The 25311-nt window shown below is 40.3% G+C and carries 19 protein-coding genes; 12 read left to right on the plus strand and 7 right to left on the minus strand.

The features are described from left to right. Positions 1 to 48: 48 nt before the first annotated feature. The 7 genes from PSR9079_RS07420 (at position 49) to PSR9079_RS07445 (ending at position 7142) form a co-directional block, all read left to right on the plus strand. Positions 49 to 1002, plus strand: a complete 954-nt coding sequence (locus PSR9079_RS07420) for a TauD/TfdA family dioxygenase (protein ID WP_149980977.1) — start codon at positions 49 to 51, stop codon at positions 1000 to 1002. 96 nt (positions 1003 to 1098) lie between these two features. Further along, complete coding sequence (locus PSR9079_RS07425; RefSeq protein ID WP_149980978.1) at positions 1099 to 2466, plus strand: serine hydrolase domain-containing protein; 1368 nt, start codon at positions 1099 to 1101, stop codon at positions 2464 to 2466. Positions 2467 to 2737: 271 nt separating this feature from the next. After that, entirely contained in the window at positions 2738 to 3295 is a 558-nt protein-coding gene (locus PSR9079_RS07430) for a YcjF family protein (RefSeq protein ID WP_145233045.1), read from the plus strand. A gap of 87 nt (positions 3296 to 3382) precedes the next feature. Next, the gene (locus tag PSR9079_RS23630; RefSeq protein ID WP_179959153.1) at positions 3383 to 3556 is read left to right on the plus strand and encodes a hypothetical protein; all 174 of its coding nucleotides are present in this window, start codon (positions 3383 to 3385) and stop codon (positions 3554 to 3556) included. Between the two features lie 107 nt (positions 3557 to 3663). Beyond that, the gene (locus PSR9079_RS07435) at positions 3664 to 5367 is read left to right on the plus strand and encodes a cyclic peptide export ABC transporter (protein WP_246175504.1); all 1704 of its coding nucleotides are present in this window, start codon (positions 3664 to 3666) and stop codon (positions 5365 to 5367) included. Next, on the plus strand, positions 5364 to 6476 hold the full coding sequence (locus PSR9079_RS07440) for a prohibitin family protein (protein ID WP_149980979.1): 1113 nt from the start codon (positions 5364 to 5366) through the stop codon (positions 6474 to 6476). The genes PSR9079_RS07435 and PSR9079_RS07440 overlap by 4 nt, the downstream gene beginning before the upstream one ends. A gap of 258 nt (positions 6477 to 6734) precedes the next feature. Continuing rightward, positions 6735 to 7142 (plus strand): hypothetical protein, encoded by a 408-nt coding sequence (locus tag PSR9079_RS07445; protein ID WP_149980980.1) that lies wholly within the window; start codon positions 6735 to 6737, stop codon positions 7140 to 7142. A 75-nt stretch (positions 7143 to 7217) separates the two neighbouring features. Here the strand turns inward: PSR9079_RS07445 and PSR9079_RS07450 are convergent, their stop codons facing one another. Continuing rightward, positions 7218 to 8387: an MFS transporter gene (locus PSR9079_RS07450; protein WP_149980981.1), complete on the minus strand. Its 1170-nt coding sequence runs from the start codon at positions 8385 to 8387 to the stop codon at positions 7218 to 7220. 301 nt (positions 8388 to 8688) lie between these two features. Between PSR9079_RS07450 and PSR9079_RS07455 the strand changes: the two genes are divergently transcribed. The 3 genes from PSR9079_RS07455 (at position 8689) to PSR9079_RS07465 (ending at position 13171) form a co-directional block, all read left to right on the plus strand. Continuing rightward, positions 8689 to 9633: a Gfo/Idh/MocA family protein gene (locus tag PSR9079_RS07455; protein ID WP_145233048.1), complete on the plus strand. Its 945-nt coding sequence runs from the start codon at positions 8689 to 8691 to the stop codon at positions 9631 to 9633. A gap of 20 nt (positions 9634 to 9653) precedes the next feature. Continuing rightward, positions 9654 to 10163 (plus strand): M23 family metallopeptidase, encoded by a 510-nt coding sequence (locus PSR9079_RS07460; RefSeq protein ID WP_145233049.1) that lies wholly within the window; start codon positions 9654 to 9656, stop codon positions 10161 to 10163. An 86-nt stretch (positions 10164 to 10249) separates the two neighbouring features. Beyond that, positions 10250 to 13171 carry a UvrD-helicase domain-containing protein gene (locus PSR9079_RS07465; RefSeq protein WP_149980982.1) on the plus strand — a complete coding sequence of 974 codons (2922 nt, stop codon included), beginning with the start codon at positions 10250 to 10252 and terminating at the stop codon, positions 13169 to 13171. Between the two features lie 45 nt (positions 13172 to 13216). Here PSR9079_RS07465 and PSR9079_RS07470 read toward each other — a convergent pair whose 3' ends face one another. Then, complete coding sequence (locus tag PSR9079_RS07470; RefSeq protein ID WP_149980983.1) at positions 13217 to 14164, minus strand: sodium-dependent bicarbonate transport family permease; 948 nt, start codon at positions 14162 to 14164, stop codon at positions 13217 to 13219. 130 nt (positions 14165 to 14294) lie between these two features. On the opposite strand from PSR9079_RS07470, the gene PSR9079_RS07475 reads away from it, so the two are divergent. After that, complete coding sequence (locus PSR9079_RS07475) at positions 14295 to 15260, plus strand: LysR family transcriptional regulator (RefSeq protein WP_149980984.1); 966 nt, start codon at positions 14295 to 14297, stop codon at positions 15258 to 15260. Between the two features lie 38 nt (positions 15261 to 15298). Here the strand turns inward: PSR9079_RS07475 and PSR9079_RS07480 are convergent, their stop codons facing one another. Genes PSR9079_RS07480 through PSR9079_RS07490 form a run of 3 tightly spaced genes read right to left on the minus strand, consistent with a single transcriptional unit; the run spans position 15299 to position 19257 of the window. Then, on the minus strand, positions 15299 to 16300 hold the full coding sequence (locus PSR9079_RS07480; protein ID WP_145233053.1) for a LacI family DNA-binding transcriptional regulator: 1002 nt from the start codon (positions 16298 to 16300) through the stop codon (positions 15299 to 15301). Between the two features lie 58 nt (positions 16301 to 16358). Beyond that, a complete protein-coding gene (locus PSR9079_RS07485) occupies positions 16359 to 17885 on the minus strand; it encodes an MFS transporter (RefSeq protein ID WP_145233054.1) in 1527 nt (508 codons plus the stop codon). 43 nt (positions 17886 to 17928) lie between these two features. Further along, positions 17929 to 19257: a GH1 family beta-glucosidase gene (locus PSR9079_RS07490; protein WP_149980985.1), complete on the minus strand. Its 1329-nt coding sequence runs from the start codon at positions 19255 to 19257 to the stop codon at positions 17929 to 17931. 321 nt (positions 19258 to 19578) lie between these two features. Here PSR9079_RS07490 and PSR9079_RS07495 point away from each other — a divergent pair, with 321 nt between their 5' ends. After that, positions 19579 to 22155: a glycoside hydrolase family 3 protein gene (locus tag PSR9079_RS07495; protein WP_149980986.1), complete on the plus strand. Its 2577-nt coding sequence runs from the start codon at positions 19579 to 19581 to the stop codon at positions 22153 to 22155. Positions 22156 to 22226: 71 nt separating this feature from the next. Here PSR9079_RS07495 and PSR9079_RS07500 read toward each other — a convergent pair whose 3' ends face one another. After that, positions 22227 to 23717: a tryptophan halogenase family protein gene (locus tag PSR9079_RS07500; RefSeq protein WP_149980987.1), complete on the minus strand. Its 1491-nt coding sequence runs from the start codon at positions 23715 to 23717 to the stop codon at positions 22227 to 22229. A 7-nt stretch (positions 23718 to 23724) separates the two neighbouring features. Beyond that, entirely contained in the window at positions 23725 to 25260 is a 1536-nt protein-coding gene (locus PSR9079_RS07505; RefSeq protein ID WP_149980988.1) for a tryptophan halogenase family protein, read from the minus strand. Positions 25261 to 25311 lie beyond the last annotated feature (51 nt).

Genomic DNA, 25311 nt, shown 5'->3' on the forward strand with positions numbered 1-25311 from the left:
GAAAAATGTTCTACAGTAAACCTCTACCTATAAAAGGACGGGAATGAAATGGATCAGTTATTAGCAATAGATATGGATTTTTGCACTGACAATAGCGATTGCCGTGTGCATGATATGAGCGCTCAAAAGCAAAGTGGTTTGGCATGGGTTAAAGCCAATACTGACTTAATAAATGATTGGGTAAATCAAGATGGTTTAGCGCTACTGAGAGGGCTAAATATTGTGAGTACTCACCAATTTAGTACTATTTTAGAAACTATTTTTGGTGAGCCTCTAAAGCAGTATGTTTATCGTTCATCGCCACGCACTGCGTTGAAGAATAATATTTATACCACCACAGAATACCATGCAGATCAGGTGATTTTACAACACAACGAAAATGCATATTCGAATAATTGGCCTAAGAGAATGGGGTTTTTCTGTGTGGTGCCAGCGACGACTGGGGGCAATACGCCCTTGGCCGATAGTCGTGCGGTGTATAACCACATACCCATGCGGATCAGAGAAAAGTTTGAGCGGTTAGGTGTCATGTACGTGCGAAACTACGGCGATATTGATTTACCTTGGCAAGAAGTGTTTCAAACACAGAGTAAAAGTGATGTTGAACAGTATTGCCATGCAAACGACATACAGTTCGAATGGGTCGATGGCGATAAATTGCAAACACGCCAATGCCGCCCTGCTGTTGTCACTCACCCTTCAAGTGGTGAAAAAGTCTGGTTTAATCAAGCCCATCTTTTTCATTGTTCAAGTATGGACAGTGCCGTGGTGCAATCAATGCGAAGTAGTATCGGTGAAGCAAATTTGCCCCGTAATGCGTACTTTGGTGACGGCACGGACATTGACCCACAAGACATAGCAGCAATCAATGATGTGTATCGTGGGCTTACATTCTCTTATCAATGGCAGCGTAATGATATTTTGTTGCTTGATAACATGCTGTACACCCATGGACGAGAAGCATATAGCGGTCCTCGAAAAGTACTGGTTGGCATGGCTTAACTGTTTGTTATTACAATAAGTTTACTAAGACTATTTTCACTTTGTTAGCAGTGATGATTTTGGCAAAGAGATGTGGCTATTTACAGGAGAAGAATAATGAAATGGCTTATGCATGTAAAGTTTAAAATCATGATTGTCTGCTTATTAAGTTTGATTTTAGCGTCTTGTTTGCAAAAAAAGAGTGTAGCAAAAAATGTCACTATCACAGCGGCTCAGATAGAAATGATTGCTGCAACAGTGCAAGAATATTGTGACACTTTAGTCTTTTTTGGCACTGTGTATATTACTTCTGCTGATGCGGTTGTATACGAGGCTAATTGTGGACCGCAAAATATGCAATATGATATTGCAAATACTACAGAGTCAAAATACCGAATTGGTTCTAACACTAAAGCATTTGCGGCAACCATGTTAATGAAAATGCTCAAAGGAAAAGATTTAAGAACACAGACTATAGGTGACTATCTACCTTGGTTTCCTAAAAATCAATGTGCGGATGTGTCATTGCACAATTTATTGACTATGTCTTCAGGCATTAATAATTACAGTGATAATGAAGACGTTTATGATAATTATGGTTGGCGGCCGTTTCTTTATGATCAAACGCTAAATTTAAATGGGCCTGAAGATTTCAGTAATCGTTTTTGTACTTGTACAGAACAAGATGAAAAACCGACATTTACTCCGGGCTCTAAGTATCAATATAGTAATTGTAATTATTATTTAGTCGGCAATATTATTGAGCAAATAGCTGCGGGTAGCCAAGGCGATATTGACCGTAACTTTTGGTTCGAAAACCTCCTTAAAGAACAGATATTAGATCCCATTAATATGAACGATAGTGGTTCATTTAGCGCCATTGGCGTGTATAAAAATATGACCACAGGCTATATCTCAAATCAAAACCCATATTTACCACTAGCCAATGGCAGACCGCCATTAGTCGGCGGTCCTGCGCCATACGAGAATATTTTAAAGAATCCTTATAGCAATCCATTGGTACTTTATTCTGCTGGTGATATGTACTCAACAGTGACTGATATGCATAAGTGGGATCAGGCATTATACACAAGTAAAATTTTAGATGAGGCACAAAAATTAGTGGCATTTGCACCTTATTCTAATACCGGTAACAGCACGCAATGCGAATACTATGGCTATGGTTGGTTTGTTACATTTATTGACCCTTTACAGTTTGGCAAAGTTGCCGATTGTCCCTCTGATCCTGCTGATGCAAACCTGCGACAGTATGAAAAATTTTTACAGTACTCAGGTAGTTACCCTTATTCGTGGGTGACAAGCTTTAACCGTTTAGTGGAACGGGATCAATCAGTGATGGTCTTTAGTAATTACGTTAAAACAGGATTCGAGTCGGACTGCATTGCAAGTGAGATCAGAAATATAATTTTTTACAGTGATAAGCACCGAGAAGATAAGTGCCAAGCGATATTAATTGATGCGTAAAGTTGTGTCGATGAATTGGTGAATGTCAAAAGAATTGAATTGATTAGTTTCTTGTACTGGCAGTGGGCTAAGTACTAATAAAGTTGGAACCAAACCTGAACAAGGAGTGGTTGTAGTCCAATTACTGTTTGCATGTTTATGCAAAGTATTACTTTTCTTTTCATATTCATGAAAAGAAAAGTGAAAAAGGGCAAGTTACTGACTAAAGTTTTACTAGAGCAGTAATTTGGTGGGTTCAACAACTGTTAATTTAATTCATAGAGGAAAAAATATGACAGCGGCAAAAACAGCGAAGGACGAAAAGGCGAATACTGACACCGTTTCTGAGCAACAAGCAGATCTCGTTGAAGCAGAAAATCGAGTTGCTGTAGCGCAGATCATCGTCGATAAGTATAGCAAATGGTCATTTGGCAGCGGACTTATTCCAATTCCAGTGGTTGATTTGGTAGCTTTGACAGGTATTCAAATAAAAATGATTGATGAGATTGCTAAGGTATATGGCCAATCCTATAGTGAGAATAAGCTGCGAGGCACTATTAGTGCGGTAATTGGTGGCTCTTTTCCACAGACATTGGGAGGGGCTGGCTTGAGTAGTTTCCTTAAAGCTATACCTATCATTGGAACGCTTAGTTCCATTGCATTTATGCCAGTGATCTCGGCGGCATCTTCGCATGCAGTCGGTTCTACGTTTATTCGACACTTTGAAAATGGCGGTACATTGATAGACCTTAATTTAGCGAGTATTAAAGGTGATATCTCTGAGATCGCAGCGAAGTATCGTAAAGACAAAGGTGATGCAAGTGCTCAACAAAGCCAAGCTGCAGTGTAAGTAGAATGAGCTAAACCCTAAATAAACCAGCAGTTATTGCTGGTTTATTTATCAATTGATTACAGCTTAACTGAAAAGGAATTAATAATGATCGTCATTTTATATTTAGGATTATGTTTATTGTGTTGTTACTGGGGGCGAAACACTTTTGCAGGCCCGGTAGGCTTTTTTTTGCTGTCGCTGATGCTGACACCTTTTGTCGGTTTATTAATATTAATTTTTGCGCACAAAAAAGATACAACACATAGCCAAGATACATAACAAGTAATACACCGACATGGATAACAACGTTTAACGCTCAATTAGTTATATAGCTTAGTTAAACCACTGGTTTTAAAGCAGTGGTAATATTATTCAGCTGTACGTTAATGAGTGTTGATAAAGACCATCAAAAAACAATAAAAGATTCTAAAATGGTATTATACGATTTAATTAGTCGAAACATCACAGTTAAAAAAAGAACTTTTGCTGCGCTAGGTTGTATTTCCGGATTAGCAAATGCCCTCGTTTTAGCGCTAATAAATAATGTTGCGGAAAATATTGCTGATATTCACCGCGAAAATCATATTCTTTATTATCTCGCTTTATTTTCGTTAACCATTGCTATTTATGGTCTCACCCAACATAGATTAATGACTAAAGCTGCAAAAATGGTTGAACAAGCCATAGATGGGTTACGTGTCGAGTTGTTTGAATGTGTTCGTCATACTGAACTGGCGACCTTAGAGAAGATTGGTAAAGAGAAAATTTTTACTACGCTAAGCAAAGAATTACAGACTATTTCTCAGTCTGCGCAACTGTTTGTGATTATAGGTCAGTCAATTAGCTTAGTTTTTTTTACATCTATGTATATTGCATATCACTCCTTTGTGGCTTTCATTGTGTTGGCCGTATTGATTATGCTTGGCGGCAGCATTCACCGGCTTCGGGCAGACGAAATACAAAAGAATATGCAGCAGTCATTTGAGAGCGAAAACAAATTAATTCAACGCTTGTCTGATTTACTCGATGGCTTTAAAGAAGTAAAGCTAAGTGTTCCAAGAGCGGATGATCTTGAATATGAGTTTGCAATGGACTCAGCGCGCGCTAAACGCTCTAAGACGAAAACACAAACTTTGTTTGCCAGCGATTTTATTTTATCGCAAATCAGTTTTTTTGCGGCAACTGGGGCTATGGTTTTTATTGTACCGGTGTTATCGCATGTCTACACCGATGTGGTTATTAAAGTTACCACAGCTTCGCTGTTTTTAATTGGCCCAATCACCAGTATTGTCGGCGGTATTCCTATTTTTACCGCTGCCAGTGAAGCTGGACAAAATGTGTTAGCGTTGGAAAAGGAGTTACAGTCTGAACAGGAAAAAACTCAACATACTAAATCGGCTCATGCTGAGCTCGCAACATTTGAGCAGATACAACTAAGTGGTGCATATTATCAGCATAATCGTGCACCTGGTGAACATGCCTTTGTAGTTGGTCCCATTGATTTTCAGCTGCAGCGAGGCAAAATTACTTTTATTACTGGGGGCAATGGCAGTGGAAAAACTACCTTTATTCGTATGCTCACAGGTTTATATGAGTTACAGGCTGGAAAAATACTCCTTGATGGTCAACAGCTCAGTGAAACTTCGCTGCAAGGTTATCGTAGCTTGTTTACAGCGGTATTTTCTGACTTTCACTTATTTAAACAGCTGTATGGTATTCACGATACAAAACAACAAGAAATTGATGAGTGGTTGGCATTTTTAGAAATGAACACCAAAGTGAGTATCGTCGATGGTCAATTTAGCACTGTTGACTTATCGTCAGGACAGCGAAAGCGCTTAGCATTATTGAGTACAATTTTAGAAAATCGACCTGTATATATTTTTGATGAATGGGCTGCCGATCAAGATCCTATCTTTAGGCGTAAATTCTACGAGCAAGTATTACCACGACTCAAAGCAAGAGGAAATACAGTGATTGCAATTACCCATGATGATACATACTTTCATTTAGCTGATGCCCATTTAAAAATGGTGGAAGGGCAGTTAACCGATAATAACGATATTGTAAGCAATGGGGTCTCATCATGAATATTGTCATTACTCCCGATTTAACTCTGTTGGTGTTTGCGGGTTTACTACTTGCATTAATAATCACTAATATCAGTATGCGTTTTATTAAACGTTATAAGCCTAAATTTCATAAACGTATTTTGTCATGGCGTTTTAGAGCTGGGATCACATTACTGGTTTTTATGTTTCTAGCCATGGTACTGGTGCCAGTGATGTTTATTAAAATTGATTCAGGTCAAGTCGGAGTTTTGTGGAAACGTTTAGGCGGTGGTACCTATTTGGAAAAACCGTTTGATGAAGGAACAGTGTTAGTTCTGCCTTGGGATACGCTAACGCTTTATTCAAGTCGATTTCAAACTGCTGATGAAACTATTCATGCTATTACTTCCCAAGGCTTACAAATTTCCTTAGATGTGACTGTGCGTTATCGGCCAGTGGTCTCACAAATACCTTATCTACATAAGTTAGTTGGTAAGGATTATCTAAAAGAAACAGTGCTACCCGAGGTTAACTCTGCAGTGATCATGATTGTATCGCGTTACACGGCAGAGCAAGTGTACGGTAATATGCGTTTACAAGTACAAAAAGAGCTTTTAGATGAAGTATTAAAGGAACTGCAATTACAAGAAAAAACAATTTTACAGCAAGAGAAAACAACGCATACAGAGCAAGTGTTAGTTAATTTGGATGATATGCTGATCAAGCGCGTTAATATACCAGAAAAGGTACATAATGCGATTATCGCAAAAGTGAATCAAAATTATTTGAACGAAGAATACGACATGCGTTTAGTTGTTGCTAGAAAAGAAGCACAGCGTAAGAAGACCGAAGCAGAAGGGATCCGAGATTTTCAGCAAACAGTCAGTGGTGGTATTTCTGAAACATATTTACGCTGGCGAGGGATTGAAGCTACAGTGGAGTTGGCCAAATCTAACAATAGTAAAGTTGTAGTGATAGGTGGTGGTAAAGATGGTTTACCATTAATTTTGAACACAGAAACAACGCAAGGCTCAGTCGGCCCAAGCCCTGTAATACCTAGTACCACAGCTGAAAAAACGCTAACGAACGATCCTGCTTTACCATTCGTGCAAACGCCTTCCAGCCCAGAAAAAACATTTTATCAGTAATAGCAGCATTATTAGCTCGCATATTAAAAACATAAAGTAGCTGTTTATAGATAAAAAGGTGTCGCTATTGACACCTTTTAGTTGTGTTGCTCAATCTAGTTTCAGTAACAATTCATTTTTATAAAGTCCATAAGATAATTTTCTTCACCTATTAGGTTTATTTTTATCGTTTGTTGAAATTGAGCTAACAATCTAAAGTTCAATTGTCGGCACCAGATACGACACGATTTAGGCAAATAATCAAATAGGAATATAATCATGAAACGTACACTTATCAAAACTATTGCTCTTAGCTCACTATTAACATGTTCAGCTGTTGCTCTGGCTGATCAAAGTGATTACAAATTAATGGTTATTGAGACAGCAACAGCGCCACAGCCAGTTGAACAATCATTTAATAATTGCGCACTAAACGTGAAATCAAAAAATTACGCGCAAGCAGAAACAATGTGTACTAAAGCGATTGCGTTGCTAAAACAAAGCGAAGGCCCAAAAATGAAATTACGTGAATTAACATCGTTTGCATTAAGTAATCGCGGTGTATCACGTATGATGGCTAAAAATGATACCGCTGGTCTTTCAGATTTATATGAAGCTGCACAAATGGCTGATAGCGCGATGGTATCGCATAACCTTACTCGTGCTAAAGAATACCTATCGTTATAAATTAGGCCTTATTACTTGAATTAAAGCCCCATAATGTTAACTCAGCATGGGGTTTTTGCGTTATTAGGCTATGGCTTATCCTGCCACAGGGGTATTGTCAGTGGAGATGCCTTTAAGGCTTTTGATCAGCATATAAATACAGGTGGTAAATAAACAACCGCCTAAATACAACATAATGCCGTTAGCTGAAGCAAATAGGTTGGCAGCAAGCAAAGGCCCAAAGACCGAGCCAAAGCTGTAACTCAGTAACATAATTTCCGTTGCTGAGACTATTTTTTCGATTGGCAATGCGTCACAGGCTAAGGTGATGGCAATGGGGTAGAGTGCAAAACTTGCAGCCCCTAAAATAAAGTAACTGGCCATCAATACGTTGAAGTGTACAGCTTGCATAATACCAACTACACCCATCGCGCCAAATAAACAAAATAATGCCATTAATAAGCTTTTTGCCATTCGTGTTGATAAATAACTCACCAACGGCTGTACTAACATACCGCCTAAAATAATCACCGCCATCAAGGTGCCAGTAAAAGCGGCCTGCTCACTTTGGGCAGCGATATATACTGGCATTAAACCGTATATTGGGCCAAGTACTAATCCTGATACCAAACAGCCTAAAATTGCTGGGCGACTGAGCTTTTTTAACTCAGTTAATTGTAGCTTTTGCGAGTGCTGACTTTGCGGTTGCCCTGATTTAATCAGCAGCGGTGCTAACATCGCTAAAAATAATAGAGCAATAACAAACAAATAGGGGAGTGGGCCACTGGTGCCAAGCGGATCGATAGCTAGTTGGCCAACGGCGCTGCCACCGTACAGGGATGTCATATACAGGCCTAATCGTTTAGCTCGTGCTTTGGCAGTGTCAGTCATTAGTAACCAAGATTCAACCACCACAAATACCCCAGCTACGGCGATACCAGCTACAAAGCGGGCTAAAAGCCACACGTTGGCATTAGGTAAAATAAGCTGTGCTGCAACACTGAAAATTAATAACCCCAGAAATGCCAGAAAAGCATGACGGTGGCCTACTCTTGCAACAATACGCTCAATAAAAAAAGCACCAATTAATAAGCCAAGATAAAAGACACTAGCTAACCAAGAGGCAAGTTCATTATCAAGCCCAAAGGCGCTCAATGATAAAGGAATTAGACTCATTAAAAAGCCTGAGGCAATAGCAAAAAAAGACAAACCAATAACAGGTGCAAGTGGGTTATTTGGTTTATGACCGGCAGCGAGCTCAACCATTAAAGAATCCGATTTAAAGGGCATAAATAATTGCGTTGGAGTGTTTTAATAGCTGGCAATTATTTTTGGTTGGTTAATTTTGCGGCGAATTTAATCCGATTTTGAACACAAGTAAAGTTATATTTGAATATTTACTCAACATTTTATTTAGAACGCTAAGTTAGGTAAATTAACCGGTTATTTACGTCATTTTGGTATCATTTTTTTAGCGAAATTGTTTAAAATTTGTAGTTGTTTTATCAATCTAAATAATAACTTGGTATGCTGTGTTTTTATTTTTCATCAAGAGGCAGTAGTAAAAATGAACCAGCTAACAATCGCTTTAGTCGGGCTTGGAGATATAGCACAAAAAGCATATTTACCTATTGCCACGCAACATGCACAGATCGATCCTATTTTTTGTACACGAAACCTGACAACATTAACGCAGTTAGCGAAGCAGTATCGGGTTCAAAAGTGCTTTACAGATTACCAAGCGGTACTGGCGTGTAAGCCCGATGGGGTGATGATCCACACTAATACTGAGTCTCATTTTACGTTTGCGAAGCAGGCACTTGAACAAAAAATCGCTACGTTTGTGGATAAGCCATTAGCGTATAGTTTTAGTGAGGTAAGTGAACTTATTGCGTTAGCAACTAAACATAACACGCCATTATTTTTAGGTTTTAATCGTCGCTTTTTACCAATTATGGCCGATATTGCAAAGCCACAAATACGCCATCTTAAATGGCAAAAAAACCGCTTAAATTTACCAGCACAGCCGCGCACTTTTATTTTTGATGACTTCATCCATGTGGTTGATAGTTTATGCCATTTTGCAAATGTAGAGCGTTTTGATCAACTTAACCAGTTACAGGTGTTTTCACAGCTAGATCCACAAGGCTTATTGGCAGCAATACATGTTAGTTTTGAGTTTGAGGGGCGGTTATTTCAAGGCGCTATGGATAGATTAAGTGGCTGCAATGAAGAAGTGGTTGAAATAACCGGTTTGAATGAAAAGTGGCGGTTTGAATCGCTAACCAATATGACCTCTATGGTTAATGGAATACAGCAGAGCGCGATGCAAAATGATTGGCAAGCAACGCTATATAAACGGGGCTTTGAGTCAATGCTAGAGGCATGGCTAACGGCGGTTAAAACGCAGCAGGTAGACCAATTACAGCTTAAAAAAGATAGTTTAACACATGAGTTGTGTGAGTGGCTGGTTGCACACGTATCAAACAATAATGAACTATTTCACTGTTAAACTATTTCAAGGAAGTTGTAATGAAAGTGATGAAGTACATGGGACTAACGTTCTTTACAGTCCTTGTTATTGGGCTGCTCATACCTGAAAAAATAGTGATCCCAGTCAAAGGTGCAACAGCAAATGATTGGCATCATAATACCTTTTGGTATAGCCCTTGGGGTAAATCAGGTGTACACAAAGGGATAGATATTTTTGGCAAAAAACACACGGCAGTGGTTGCTTCGGTAAGTGGTGTGGTGCTGTATTCAGGTGAGCTAAAGCGCGGTGGTAAAGTGGTGGCATTACTTGGGCCTAAGTGGCGACTGCATTACTTTGCCCACTTAGAAAGTTATTCGGTAAGTGCAGGAGACTATGTTGCAGTCAGTGAGGTGATTGGTAGCTTAGGAGACACGGGGAATGCGGCAGGTAAACAACCTCACGTACATTACTCTATTTTATCGTTACTGCCGTACCCATGGTTAATGACCGCGCAAAGCCAAGGCTGGAAGAAAATGTTCTTTTTAAATCCAGATGAAAAACTACGCTAAAATAATTGCCGTTATTTTCACACTTATCCAGCTGATTAACTTAAAATACCGTTAATTTACTCTTTTTATTTAGGAATTCAGCAGTAATGAATTCTATTGCAGTTAGCCTGTTTGGCAGGATGTTTTCTAATAAAGCCATGTTGGCGTTTGATCACCATATGTTGACCATTTGCCAAGGTAACTCAACGAGACAAATAAGTTGGAGTGATTTGGAGGCACCGCCGTCGTTTGCTTACGGCCTGTTTGGTCAAACGATTTCTTTTGTTACGGCACAACAAAATCATACATTTTCGCTGCTGGCATATGGTGCTCACCGTAAATTTCAAGCTGAATTTGAACGCTATTGGGTGAACGCTAATGAAGCTAAGCTTGACACTTTTCTTAATAAAATAACAAAACTAGTCAAGCAGCGATATTTACGCCAGTCTTATGTTAGTCGTATTCAGCGGTTGGCACAGCAAGAGCATGATCGTTGGTTGCCGTGGATAAAAAACAGCCCCGCATTTGTTTTAGTGGATAAAAAAATAAACGTATTAGAGCAATATGCAAACTGGGATGCTGCACTTACCCAGTATCTACAACAAAAATACGTTACTAAGCAACTTAACCTACACCACGCTTTTTTTGACCGTGTTGAAGCAAATCCATTAACACTAAGTCAAAGACGTGCTTGTGTGATTGATGACGATAATAACTTGTTATTGGCTGGCGCAGGCACCGGTAAAACCAGTGTTATGATTGGCAGGGCTGGGTTTTTAGTGCAAAGTCAGCAGGCAAGTTACAGTGATATTTTATTGCTGGCCTATGGTCGCAAAGCTGCTGATGAAATGGATCAACGGATCGAAGATAAGCTCGCCACCGATAAAATAAAAGCCGCTACTTTTCATAGTGTTGGGCTGGCGATTATCTCACAAGTTGAACGTGCTAAACCGACTATGAGTGTATTTGCAGAAGACGAAAAAGTGAAAGCAAAATGGGTGCAGCAGTGCTTTGAATCATTGATTGAAAACAGTGCCGAGTATCGTCATCTGGTTTTAGATTATTTTAGTAAATACTATTATGTTGAAAAAAATGAATTTGATTTTAAAACATTGGGTGATTATTACAGCTACTTAAATGATAACGATATCCGTAGCCTAAAAGGCGACAAGGTAAAAAGCTTTGGTGAGTTATATATAGCTAATTGGCTGTTTTATCACGGCATAGATTATCAATACGAAGCGCCTTATAAAGTTGACGTAAAAACCATTGAACGCAGACAGTACAAGCCTGATTTTTATTTACCTGAGTACGATATTTACATTGAATATTACGGCATCGATGACGCTGGCAATACTGCGCCTTACATTGATAAAGCGCAATACCATAGCGAAATTGATTGGAAAAATACCACTCATGCCAGTAATAACACTCACTGTATAGCTTTGACTTATGGGCAACATAAACAAGGTAAGCTGTTAAACGAACTTGAACAAGCGCTTTTAAGTGCGAGCGTGAAAACACAGTTATTGCCCTTAGAATCACTGCTCGAAAGCTTAAAAGAAACTGGCAGGATCACCGTATTAGCTGCGTTATTTAGTCAATTGCTGAGTTTATATAAGGCGGCTTATTTAACTGATGCTGATGAAGTTGATGTCATTAAACGCTCCCTTGACGGCAAACAAACAACCCAAGCGTTGGCGCTATTAAAACCAATTTTATCTAACTACAACGCTCACTTGCAGCAGCGCGGTGAAATTGACTTTGATGATATGATTATCAAGGCAATCGAGTATGTTGAGTCGGGCAAGTTTAAATCGCCTTGGCGTTATATTATGGTTGATGAATTTCAAGATATATCACAGCCAAGAGCACGATTGGTTAAAGCACTTCGCGATAGCAACAAGGGTAGTTCAGTATTTGCAGTGGGTGACGATTGGCAAGCAATTTACCGATTCAGCGGCGCTGATATTAAGTTGACCACTGAGTTTGCAACGTATTTTGGCTTTACTACGCAAACGGCGCTGGATCTTACGTTTCGTTTCAATAATAAAATTGGTGAAGTTGCCTCAGCATTTATTAGTAAAAATCCCGCGCAGCTTGATAAAACGATTACTTCTTTAACTCAGGTTTCACATCCTAGTGTGTCGTTATTAAGGCGCAGTAGTAATGCGTCTATTGGTTATAAAAATAGTTATTACAGTGACATTCCTGAACTATTAAATGGTGCGATTGATGACATACTCTGCACAATACACAGCAAGGCATGTAAACCCACAACCGTGTATTTTTTAGCGCGCTTTTGGTTTCAGCTACCAACAAATACGGATATTAAAACCATGAGTGTTAAATACCCGTTGTTAAAAATTCAGTCGCAGTCTTTTCACGCCTCAAAAGGTAAAGAAGCCGATCATGTTATTATTATCGGATTACAAAAGGGTAAACATGGTTTTCCATCTGAAAAAGTTGCGCCCGCAATTATCGAAGCTTTATTACCAGCGCCAGAAAACTTCGCTTACGCACAAGAGCGACGGTTATTTTACGTTGCACTAACGCGCGCAAAACACCGCGCCTACATCATTGCTGATATGACCAATAGCAGTTGTTTTGTCTCGGAGTTAATTGCTGAACATGACATAGAACTGGATGAATTTACTAGTGATGTTGATCAATTACATATCGCAGATATAAACTGTATGCGCTGTGATAGCGGGGTATTAAAAAAACACAGTGGTCGTTTTGGGCCATTCTACGGCTGTTCGTTATTTCCGCGTTGTGAGCATAAAGAAAAATCGTGCGAGCAGTGCCAAAGCCCAATGACTCGCAGTCGCTATACAGGGTTTAAATTATGTATAAATACAGCCTGTAACCATCTAGTGCCAACGTGTGATAAATGCGGTGCTGAAATGGTATTACGCAATAGCGCAAAAGGGCAGTTTTGGGGATGCAAAAATTATAAAGGTAATGATCCACTTAGCTGTAAAAATGGCAAAGACAGTAAGTCAATTCAATGGCCCGAGCTTGCTTAACCTATAGACAGATAAGGGCTAAATAGCCCTTATCTGTAGTTTAATTTATTGCATCGCAACAGCAAGTTGATGATACAAACCGATACCGATAAGTACGTTAAATGGGAAGGTGATGCCTAGTGAACTGAGCATAGCCAGACCTATATCGGCTTTGGGGATCGCGGCTTTAATAGCGGCAGGTGCTGCAATATAAGATGCACTGGCCACTAAACTCCCCAAGATAACGATTGAGCCTAACTCAAGCGCTAATAAAGTGCCGACACTGACCCCAATCGCGCCTAATATTAATGGACTGATTATAGCAAATAGTGTCAGTTTCCAGTGATGCCAAGGTATAGGGCGTAATGTTTGCGCTGCCGTTAAACCCATTTCGAGTAAAAATAATGCAAGCACGACTTTAAAACTATTGGTTAATAATCCAGTTACTTGGCTGCCTTGCTGTGTGCCATACATCATACCAATAACAACACCGCCTACGAGGAGAATAACGCTCTTATTGGTTAAGGTTTCATGCCAGAGTGCTTTAAGCGATAAGGTATTATCGGCACTATGTTGTTTATCAAGTCGTCGATAAAGTAACAGCCCGACGATAATCGCGGGAAGCTCTAGCATCACTAAATACAGGGTTACTTCAGCACCTACTACTAGCTGTGCCGATTCAGTATAAGCGAGGGCGACTGCAAATGTCCCCGCGCTTACGGAGCCATAATGGGCGGCGATACTTGCGCTGTTCGCTACCGAAAGTTTGATGACATATTTTAAAATAGGGTAGAGCATTAAAGGTATAAACGCGCCAAGCAGCATCACCGAGCCCATTTCTGGCAATAATTGCCAACTAAGATTGCCGTGTAATACCATGCCGCCTTTTAAGCCTATGGTCAGCATCAGCAGCAAACTTAAGGTCTCGTAGGTTGCTTTTGGAATAACGAGATCAGAACGTAAAATCCCCGCAACTAAAGCCAAAACAAAAAACATTACAACAATATCTGGCACACCTTTCTCCTATTAATTTAAAGTCGCGCTATTGTAGATAAAATCATGCATTGTAAATAATAAAATGATTGATAGTTAGTTATAGGTTATTATCTATGGGTTGATTAATACCAAAGGGGATGTGATAGCGATGGATTTAAGACATATTTCTTTTCGGCTGCTTGAAGTGTTTATGAGTGTAGTAAAAACCGGCTCGATCAGTGAAACCGCAAGGCGTTTACACTTAACTCAGCCAACGGTGTCGCTGCAAATTAAACGTTTACAAGAGGCTGTAGATGAGCCGCTGGTGATTATGCAGCAACAAAAACTGCATGTCACAGAAGCCGGGCATGAGTTATTTAGGACTTGCCAACGAGTGTTTGGCCACTTTGATGATTACAACGATTTTTTAGCTGAACTCAAAGGGGGCGAGCGCGGGCGATGTAAAATCGCCATGGTGAATACCGCACAATATATTTTGCCAAAATTACTCGGGCCTTATAGTAATTTGCATCCTCATGTTGAGTTGCCTCTTGAGATTGGCAATAGAGCAGAGGTGTTAGCGCGCTTTGAACGCGGTGAAGATGATATTTATGTATTTAGCCATCCACCGTCACTTGAACATGCAAAGGCGGCGCGCTTTTTAAAAAACCCGCTTGAGTTTATTGTGCCTACTGATCATCCATTAGCGAATCAACAACACGTTACACTTTCTGAGCTAGTGAAATACCGCTTTTTATTAAGGGAGCCTGGCTCTGCAACCCGGATGTTGTTTGAGAGCGAACTGCAAAGACGCGGTTTAGTACTGAGTAACAGCGTGCAAATGGCAAGTAATGAGGCTATTCGCGTTGCAGTATCATCAGGAATGGGAATTGGTGTGCTGTCTCGCCATGTGTTGCCAATTGGAGATCATGGCTTCAAAGTATTAACTGTAAGTGATGCAAGCTTAGCAAGTCATTGGTACTTTGTGATCCGCACTGATCGGCATATTGCTCATGCTGCGCGTAGTTTTTTAACATTTGCCCAAGACCACCTTGAACAATACTTAGATGGTCGATGGGTACGTAATGAATTGCATGGGCTGAATCTAAGTTTAGCTGATCAGCAAATTTGTTAGTTGAAAATTCAACCTAGTGAACGAATGATTTTACCGCATTAATTAATATCTGGCGTGGAGTCTCTTAAAACGAGAGTCGGCTGGAATACACGATTAATTGTAATGCCAGGGCGTTTGTAAATGTCTTTAAGTACAAGGTTAGCCGCCATTCTGCCCATCTCTGGGACTGGGTTATCTATGGTTGTTAGAGTTGGGTAAAGGTAATTGGTGAAAATCACGTTATCGTAGCCCATAATGGCGAGATCTTTCGGTAAATTAAAACCGTGTTCTCTGGCGAACTTCATCGCACCTGAGGCCATCTCATCATTGGCACAGACAATTGCGCTAAATTGCGCTTTATTTTCAATAAAATGTTTTAAGCCATCATTGCCGCCGGTTTCTTTAAAGTCGCCTATGTAAAAAAGGCTTTCATCAAAGGCTATATTGTATTCAGCAAGCGCTTTTTTATGTCCTACGAGTCGGTCTGACGCATCAACTTTAAATTGTGGACCCGCAATATAAGCAATATTTTTGTGACCTTTATTGATCATCGTTTTAGTGGCAAGATAACCGCCCAGAACGTTATCAAGACTAATACAGTTGTCTTTAATTTCCTCAACATAACGGCTCATTAAATAAATGGGGATTTTTCCCTTACTAAGTTCAATTAGATATTCGTCCGATACTATTTCCACATGGGCAATTATGGCATCACAGTTACGACTGATTAAAAATTCAAAGCCATTTTTCTCTTTGTCTTCGTCACTGTGCCCTGCGGTAATAATAACATGCTTACCTGCGGCACGAAGTTGCTGCTCTATCGCCGACATCATTTGGCCAAAGAATGGGCCGTCTAGTTCAGAGACTAAAACACCAACACTACTGGTACGACTCGATGCTAAAGAACGGGCAATAGAACTGGGTTGATAGCCAAGTTGCTGCATTGCTTCGAGCACTTTTTTCTTGGTTTTTTTACTTACATAATCATTGTCGTTCAGAACCCTTGATACCGTAGAGAGAGAGACACCTGCAAGTTCTGATACTTGATAAATTGTAGCCATTAATTTCCTAGCGTGATTATTCGCACTTTATAAAAACGTATTGATAATGAAATATAATTTACACATTACTGCGTCTAAAAGCCAAGTCTTCCGTGATTTTCTGCGTCATTGCGGGTGTCAACGGATAGATAAGCATCAAGGCGGCACCTAAAAAAGCAAATGCTGCGGGGATCCAACTCATTAATAGTTGCATGCCAGGTAATGATTGCGTAATGGTTGCTTCGTTCATGCCGTTATAGCCATAGCCTGCCAATACCACTAATACTAATGCCCCAGCGAAACCGCCGCCAGTTTTTTGCACAAACGTCCCTGCTGAATAAATTAAGCCTGTGGCGCGGCGTTTGTTTTTCCACTCAGAATAATCGGCAGCATCTCCTAACATGCTAAAAAACAGGGTAGGCATCATGGCAGCAAAAAATTCAGCTGCACAACCAAAAGTAAATATGGCAACAATGTTGTCAGCAGGCACCCAATAAAATGCTGTGGTTAATAAGCCACTTAATATTAAAGAGATGATAAATAAATTACGTTTGCCTATTAGTTCGGCAAGTTTACCAGTGGCAAGAGCGCCGAGGATAGACACCACTAATAACGCAACGAAGTATTGGCCTGCCATCAGTTCGCTGCCAACCTGATATTTAAAGTAATAAGCAATTACACCATACTTTATACCGTTGAACATCATGGTCAAAAAGCCCATGCCTAATAAAATTAACCAAGGCTTGTTGGTGAGCAAATCAACCATATCACGTTGAGTTCCCGTGAGATTTTGATGATCTTTGTTGAGTAATTTTTTTATCACAACAGTCATCATAGTCATGATAAATGCAAAAAATAGCCCACTGTAGATTTCGCGATAGTAAAAGAACAAGGTAGTTGCCAATAATGGCAGAATAATAAAGGGTAAGTTTTTAGTTAAATCTTTGAGCTCTGATTTTAAATTACCACTGGTTGTTTTGTGGGGTATTACCCGCTCTTTGGTGCTAACAAAAGTGATCACCATCAAAACAATTAGTAATGCTGCAAATAAGTACATGGTTAACTGATAACCTTTGGCGTTATCGCCATCGCCAAAATAAGCAACCAGTTCAGGTAAAAAGCCCATCACTAATAAACCGCCTGCAAAGGCTCCGGCAAAGCGAAAACTCGATAGTTTCGTGCGCTCGGTATCGTCTGGACTCATTACTCCCATTAATGCAGAGTAAGGCACGTTACTCACCGTATAAGCTAACGTTAAGCCTATGTAGGTAACGTAGGCGTAAATTAACTTGTTGGTGTCATTGAAATCAGGTGTGGTGAAACACAACACCATGAACAGTCCTAAAAAAGGAGCAGACCATAAAATCCACGGTCTAAATTTACCAAACCGAGTGGTGGTTCTGTCTGCAATCATTCCCATAATAATATCGGTTACACCATCGGATAACCTAACCACCAAAAATAACATAGCTGCGGCCGCAGCCGATATGCCAAATGTGTCAGTGTAAAATACTGCTAGGTAGGCAAGTGCACCTCGCCAAACTAAGTTGGCTCCGGCATCACCCATCGCATAACCGATTTTTTCGTATAAAGGAATTTTGTTCACTGTGTGTTTCTTATTGTTGTTTTTAAAGGAGCACTAGCTAAGTTTACCGGCTAGTAATTAAACTACTATACGCAAGGCCACTGGCTTTTACAGTACGTTGTTGAGTTTGATAATCAACATAAACGATACCAAATCGCTTTGAATAGCCTTCAGCCCATTCAAAGTTATCCATTAAGCTCCATGCAAAGTAGCCATGGATCACCACACCTTGTTCAGTTGCGTTATGCAATGCGTTTAAGTGTTGCTGATAGTAAGCTATGCGATCTGAATCGTTAACTTTACCATCTATCATCTTGTCGGCCATTGCTGCGCCATTTTCAGTAATATAAATCGGTGGTAGGGTATATTTCTCATTTAACGATACTAATAATTCAGTAAGTGCTTGCGGGTAAATTTCCCAACCAATATCAGTTAATAGGCCTTGATGTGGGCGCTCGTCATAAAAATCATCAGCGCTTGCTTGGTAATGTAAACGCGTATAAAAATTAACGCCAAGGTAATCTAATGGCTGCGCAATAATTTCCATATCACCGGGGTGAATATCTGGACGCTGCTCTACTGGTAGTTGCTCAATAATATCTGGGTATTTGCCAGTCATTACAGGGCGCATATACCAATGGTTAATATAATCATCAGCAAAGGCTGTGGCTTTAAGATCTGCGTCACTTTGTGTTACCGGGTAACAGGGAGTAAAGTTGAGTACGATACCATTAAGTGTCTGTGGGCTATTTTTAGCCAGCATTTGCATCGCTAAACCATGACCTAGTAATAAGTGATGGGCAGCTTTTCGGCCAAATTCTCGACCGACAATACCTGGGGCATGCACACCAATTTCATACCCTAAATAAGAGCTGCAAAAAGGTTCATTTAAGGTTGAATATGAATAAACACGATCACCAAACGCTTTGCTAATAAGATCTGTGTAGTGAGCAAATTCATAGGCGGTATTACGATTTAACCAGCCGCCTTGATCTTCTAAATACTGCGGTAGATCCCAGTGATATAAAGTGACAAATACCTTGATGTTGCGGCGTTTAAGTTCATCTAGAAGATCAGTATAAAATTTCACACCTAATGGATTTAAACTACCATCTTGATGCATTACGCGCGGCCAAGAAATTGATAAACGATAGGCATCAACGCCCAGAGAATCTATTAACTCAATATCTTGAGGCCAACGAGTGTAGTGTTCACAGGCGATTAGACCATTTGAGTTATCGGCAATTTTATCATCTTGAGCACAAAAGGTGTCCCAAATACATGGCAGACGATCTGCTGCACCACCTTCAATTTGAAATGAAGCAGTTGCTACGCCAAAAGTGAAGTCTTTGCTCAGTAGCGGCGAGTGTTTAGGTAAAGATAATTGTTTCATTAATAGAAAACCTCTGCTTTCTTTTTATAGTCCGTGATGCTGTTATTTTTAGCTTTTAAAGCTAACATATCTGAAAGCGCTTCCATATTTAATTTGATTAATGCCAATAGATGGTATTTAATGACTTTAAGGAAGCGCTTCCATATTTAGGTTAGTGACTATTTCTTAACAGGTCAACAGTTAAATTTTAATTTCAATGATGACAAAAAATAGTTCTACCGTTGCTTAGATGAATAAACCGCTTGGTCTCGCTTTTGTAATACAGCAGGTACTTAGAGTCTTTTAAGCAGCAATGAGTTGATAATAGATAGGTATATAAAAATGAAAACACACTTACACACAGCTAAGTTACCTACACTAAGTTTGTTAGCTGGATTAGTTACTCTGGCTGGTTGTTCAGCAAGCGAAAGTAAAGATACGTCTGAAAATAATAGAGCTGTTGAACAAACGCAGCAGCAACAATCGCTAGCTATTTGGCCAAAGCTGAATAATGTGGTTCGAGCTGATCCGCAAATTGAGTCTAAGATTGCTCAGTACTTGCAGACGATGACATTAGAGCAAAAAGTTGCGCAGATGATTCAACCTGAGATCCGCGATATAACGACTGATGATATGCGTAAATATGGTTTTGGCTCGTATTTAAATGGCGGAGGCTCATTTCCGAACGCGAATAAACATGCCACACCACAAGATTGGATTGCACTTGCTGAACAGATGTATCAAGCATCGGTTGACGACTCTCTTGATGGCATCGATATTCCTACCATGTGGGGCACCGATGCTGTACATGGTCATAATAACGTGATTGGTGCAACGTTATTTCCACATAACATTGGCTTAGGCGCAGCAAATAATCCCGCTTTAATAGAAAAAATAGCCGCTGCGACGGCAATCGAAGTGATGGTTACTGGTATTGATTGGGTATTTGCGCCGACTGTTGCTGTTGTACGTGATGACCGCTGGGGTCGAACTTATGAAGGGTATTCTGAAGATCCAGAGATTGTCCGCCGGTACTCAGTTGCCATTGTTAACGGCTTGCAAGGCCATGCCGATGGTGATTTTTTAAGTAATAAGCGGGTGATTAGCACAGTTAAACACTTTTTAGGTGATGGCGGTACCGTCGATGGTGACGATCAAGGTAACAATATCGATTCAGAGCAAGCCTTGTTTGATACTCATGCTCAAGGCTACATTGGTGGTTTGTCGGCTGGTAGTCAATCTGTTATGGCGTCGTTTAATAGCTGGCATGGTAAGAAAAATCATGGCAATAAATACCTGCTTACCGATGTACTGAAAACGAAAATGGGCTTTGATGGCTTTGTTGTTGGTGATTGGAATGGCCACGGACAAGTTGTAGGTTGTAGTAACGAAAGCTGCCCACAGGCTGTAAACGCGGGGCTTGATATTTTTATGGTTCCTACGGGGGCGTGGAAACCACTTTATGAAAATACGATAGCGCAAGTGAAAGCCGGTGAAATTGCCATGAGCCGAATTGACGATGCTGTTGCGCGTATTTTAAGAGTCAAACTAAGAGCGGGTTTATTTGATAAACCGAGCCCTGCAAAACGTCAGTTCTCAGGTAAAACGCAGCTAATTGGCGCGCAAGCGCACCGCGATATTGCGCGACAAGCTGTGCGTGGATCACTGGTGTTATTAAAAAACAACAACAATACTTTGCCGATAGCGGCTAATTCACGAGTATTAATTGCCGGAGATGGCGCAGATAATATTGCTAAGCAAGCGGGGGGCTGGAGTATTACTTGGCAAGGCACCAATAACGAAAATACCGATTTCCCTGGTGCTACGTCAATCTTTGCGGGTTTAAAAGCGCAGATCACGGCCGCAGGTGGAGAGGCCATTTTAAGTCCTGATGGACACTTTACGCAAAAACCTGATGTGGCGATTGTGGTGTTTGGAGAAGAACCTTATGCAGAAGGCCACGGTGACAGGGATAATCTTGAGTTTGAGCGTAATAATAAAAAGTCGTTAGCGTTATTAAAACAGCTTAAATCAAAAGGCGTGCCGGTCGTATCGGTATTCATTTCAGGTCGACCAATGTGGGTTAACGCTGAGTTAAATGCCTCTGATGCGTTTGTCGCCGCATGGCTACCGGGTACAGAAGGACAAGGTGTGGCCGATGTCTTATTAACTGACGCAGGAGGTGATATTCAGCATGACTTTACTGGTAAATTGTCGTTTTCATGGCCAAAATCACCACTGCAAACCGCAGTAAATAAAGATGATGTAGACTATTCGCCACTATTTCCTTATGGCTTTGGTTTAACCTATACAGATAAAAATACCCTGGCAGATAATTTAAATGAAGACTCAGGTGTTGATATAGCTAGTTTGCCTAATATGGCTATTTTTAATGGCGTGCTGACTGATCCATGGCGATTGTTTTTAAAGTCAGCACAGCAGCAAGTTCAAGTAGCTAGCAATAGCGTTGAATTATCAGGTATTAGTTATCGTACTGAAGATAAAGATATTCAAGAAGATGCAATGGCATTTGTATTTGCAGGTATAGGCCTTACTACAGCCGAAATCAATAGTAACTTCACTGAAGATAAAGTGGCTTATATCGAAGCAAACTCAGCGCTGAGTTTTGATTACAAGATAAATAGCGAATTTGCTGCCCCATTATTTGTTGCTATGAGTTGCGAGCATGGTTGTGGTGGACGTGTTGATATCAGCTCAGAACTCAAAAAGGCTACATTAAATAGATGGCAAACACTCAGCATAGACTTAACCTGCTTTACTGAGCAAGGCGTTGATTTTTCAAGAGTGACTAGCCCATTTTCATTACAGAGCACGGGTAACGGTTCGGTTTCTGTGGCGAATATCAACTTTGTGCCAGAGGGAGCAAAACAGGCAACAATTATCTGCCCAGATAGTTAACTTAGTCTTTGATTTTGTTTTGTTGTGCAAAGCCCTTTAAGTGATTAAAGGGCTTTTTATGCTCACTCAGATTACTCCGCAGAACAATATTGTTGTAAGAACGCTTTATGTGTTGGCAATTGTGCCACGCGTTGAGTAATTTGCTGTTTGATACTGAGCAGAAAGTGGCTTAACTCATCATCACTCATCAGGCTTGCAATTAAATGGTATTGTTTGGGTTTGATACCTTGACCCAACATTACTTGCACCCATGAGTCGACTCTAAAAATATCGCCGTCATCTAAAAATACCCGCCCAGTTTCTTTGAATAAACTAATTTTATGAACAAGGGTATCAGGCACTTCCATATTTTTACAATGACGCCAAAATTCGCTATCAGTGCGATCAGTGACTTTATAATGCAAGACAATAAAATCACGAATATTTTCAATCTCACTTTTTAGCTGTTTGTTGTATTCGTGGATTGCTTGTTCGGTAATACCATCAAATGGAAATAGCCGGATAAAGCGAATAATGCCCGACATAATTAAATGAATACTGGTAGATTCAAGGGGTTCAACAAAGCCACTGGCAAGCCCCAAAGCAAGGCAGTTTTTATTCCAGCCTTTGCGGCGGCGGCCAGTTTTAAATTTAATTACTCTGGGTTCAGTGAGAGTTTCACCTTGAATATTACTGAGTAAAAGCTGCTTTGCATCAGTATCGTTTAAATAACGGCTACAATACACTAGACCATTACCTACGCGCTGTTGCAGAGGAATTTGCCACTGCCAGCCTACATCATGTGCTATTGAGCGGGTATAAGGCACTATATCATCGCTAATGGCTCTAGTTTGTACTGCAATTGCGCTATCGCACGGCAGTAAGTGTGACCAATCTTCATAGCCGGTATGCAAAGCCTGTTCAATAAGTAGTCCATTAAAGCCGGTACAATCAATAAAAAAATCACCATTTATGATACTTTCATCTGCAAGAGTTAGGCTGTTTATGAAGCCCGAAGTGGCGCATTTATTAACGTGGATTATTTTTCCCTCTAGACGTTTAACCCCTAGTTGTTCTGAAAATTCACGTAGGAATAATGCATAACGACTCGCATCCATATGAAATGCATAATTAATTGGATTTTGCTGATTAAAAGCACACTTACCTTGTTTAGCTGCTTGCAGTTCATAACAGTAATCACCAAACTCGGATTCAAGTCCTAATGTTAAGCTGTGTAGCCAAAAATGATGAAATTCACCTGCCCAGCATTCTTTGCCCGTCATGCCAAATGAGTGAATATAATCGGTGTTTTTTTCGCCCCAGTTTTCAAAACTGATCCCTAATTTAAAGCTTGCTTGGGTAGCTTTCATAAATGCTTGCTCATTTATGCCAAGTAATTTATGAAAAGTGCGGATCGGTGGAATAGTAGCTTCACCAACACCAACCGTAGCAATGTCGTCGGATTCGATAAGGGTGACATTGATATTTTTACCAACGAGTTTACTGAACGCAGCCGCAGCCATCCAACCAGCTGTACCACCGCCAGCGATCACCACATTTTTTATAGGTTTGTTGTGTGTCATTGTCAGGTTAAGCCTTATTGTTTAAAAGTTGATGTAATAATGCGCGATTTGTTGGTAACCCTTGTAAGTATTTGGCAATTTTTTCACGGTTTTGCTGATAAAAATACTGCCCAGCTTTAGAGTTATTAAAGGTATTTTCTGCTGTTGTATTTTGCGTGTGAAAGCCCATTCCATACAATAAATATTGATAGCTGGCAGAGGGGAATACCTCTTCGTTTTCAATTAAATCAAACCTGCTTGGTGGTTGATATTGCCAAAGTGCCAGCAATTCATTCAAACGAGTAGGAATGCTCGATGGTTTTTTTATATCACGCCAGTATTGACTATCATCACGTTCACTTAATATGTAATGTAACTTTAAAAAGTCGATTACTCGCTGCCAGCGATAACTAAAGCGCTGATTAAATCGCTTAGCCAGCAAGTCCATATGAGTACGGTTTTGCGGCATTTGTTCACTTAACATGCTGATTGAAAGCTCCACCATCGCCAGTGCTGATGCTTCAAGTGGCTCTATAAAACCTTGCGACATACCAACAGCAACACAGTTTTTTACCCAAAACTGAGTGCGGTAACCAGGAATAAAACTCAGCTTGCGAGTCTGTATTTGCTCGGCGACTTGTTCACCAACAGATAGCGCGGCATAGCTTTTTAAGGTGTTCACAGCGGTTTGTTCATCGCAGTATTTATCGCTATAGGTATAACCAATACCACGACGACTCGGTAGACCAATATCCCAGATCCAACCATGTGGCTGCGCCGTTGATAAAGTGGCTGAGGCGATCTCTTGTTGATTATCGTTATAAGGGAGATGTGCAGCGATAGCGCTATTATTAAAAAGAATATGCTCTTGTGTGATAAGCGTTGCGCCATAGTGCTCACCAATCAAACGCGCCCGAGCACCGGTACAATCAATGAATAAGTCGCCGTCTATGTCACCGTGCTTTATGGTGGTGAGTGATTGAATATAATCGTCATGGTCATTTTTTACTTCGATGACGTCATCAATAATATGATGCACATTGAGTTTTTTTACGCAGTGGTGTTTTAAAAATGTGGCAAACTTACCGGCATCAAGATGATAGCCGTAATTAGTGACCGCCGCGTATTCTGGTGTGTGTAACTGCTTAGGTGCAAGTGCTGCTTGGCAAACAAAACTTTGCATATTAACGGCGTCGGCATATTTTTGAGTGCTTGCATGATGTTGCCAGTAAGCGTGTAAATCGGTTTCTAAATAGCCTTCGGGAGTCATAAACGGATGATAGTAGTTTTCGCCTATATTTATGTTACGCCAGTTTATGAATTTTGAACCTTGCTTAAATGAAGCATCGCAGTGACGTATAAAATCTATTTCTTCGATACCAATTCGCTTGAGCGTATTGCGCATAGACGGCCAAGTGCCTTCGCCTACACCTGAAATAGCAATGTTTGCAGACTCTATTAAGGTAATCTTTTTTTTAGGGTGTTCAGCGGCTAATAGCCCTGCACTTAGCCAACCTGCTGCGCCACCACCTAATACCACAATGTGTTGTATTTTATTATTCATTGTGTGCTCTGTTGTTTTAATAAAATTGCTATTAACCTGCAACGCAAAAAG

The sequence above is a fragment of the Pseudoalteromonas rhizosphaerae genome (assembly GCF_902498845.1).
GTDB classification, from domain to species: Bacteria; Pseudomonadota; Gammaproteobacteria; order Enterobacterales; family Alteromonadaceae; genus Pseudoalteromonas; species Pseudoalteromonas rhizosphaerae.

Coding starts and splice junctions, on each gene's coding strand:
- PSR9079_RS07455 (WP_145233048.1), top strand. CDS start 8,689: ATGAACCAGCTAACAATCGCTTTAGTCGGGCTTGGAGATATAGCACAA.
- PSR9079_RS07490 (WP_149980985.1), bottom strand. CDS start 19,257: ATGAAACAATTATCTTTACCTAAACACTCGCCGCTACTGAGCAAAGAC.
- PSR9079_RS07420 (WP_149980977.1), top strand. CDS start 49: ATGGATCAGTTATTAGCAATAGATATGGATTTTTGCACTGACAATAGC.
- PSR9079_RS07445 (WP_149980980.1), top strand. CDS start 6,735: ATGAAACGTACACTTATCAAAACTATTGCTCTTAGCTCACTATTAACA.
- PSR9079_RS07460 (WP_145233049.1), top strand. CDS start 9,654: ATGAAAGTGATGAAGTACATGGGACTAACGTTCTTTACAGTCCTTGTT.
- PSR9079_RS07430 (WP_145233045.1), top strand. CDS start 2,738: ATGACAGCGGCAAAAACAGCGAAGGACGAAAAGGCGAATACTGACACC.
- PSR9079_RS07425 (WP_149980978.1), top strand. CDS start 1,099: ATGAAATGGCTTATGCATGTAAAGTTTAAAATCATGATTGTCTGCTTA.
- PSR9079_RS07465 (WP_149980982.1), top strand. CDS start 10,250: ATGAATTCTATTGCAGTTAGCCTGTTTGGCAGGATGTTTTCTAATAAA.
- PSR9079_RS07450 (WP_149980981.1), bottom strand. CDS start 8,387: ATGGTTGAGCTCGCTGCCGGTCATAAACCAAATAACCCACTTGCACCT.
- PSR9079_RS07435 (WP_246175504.1), top strand. CDS start 3,664: ATGAGTGTTGATAAAGACCATCAAAAAACAATAAAAGATTCTAAAATG.
- PSR9079_RS07500 (WP_149980987.1), bottom strand. CDS start 23,717: ATGACACACAACAAACCTATAAAAAATGTGGTGATCGCTGGCGGTGGT.
- PSR9079_RS23630 (WP_179959153.1), top strand. CDS start 3,383: ATGATCGTCATTTTATATTTAGGATTATGTTTATTGTGTTGTTACTGG.
- PSR9079_RS07505 (WP_149980988.1), bottom strand. CDS start 25,260: ATGAATAATAAAATACAACACATTGTGGTATTAGGTGGTGGCGCAGCA.
- PSR9079_RS07475 (WP_149980984.1), top strand. CDS start 14,295: ATGGATTTAAGACATATTTCTTTTCGGCTGCTTGAAGTGTTTATGAGT.
- PSR9079_RS07495 (WP_149980986.1), top strand. CDS start 19,579: ATGAAAACACACTTACACACAGCTAAGTTACCTACACTAAGTTTGTTA.
- PSR9079_RS07440 (WP_149980979.1), top strand. CDS start 5,364: ATGAATATTGTCATTACTCCCGATTTAACTCTGTTGGTGTTTGCGGGT.
- PSR9079_RS07480 (WP_145233053.1), bottom strand. CDS start 16,300: ATGGCTACAATTTATCAAGTATCAGAACTTGCAGGTGTCTCTCTCTCT.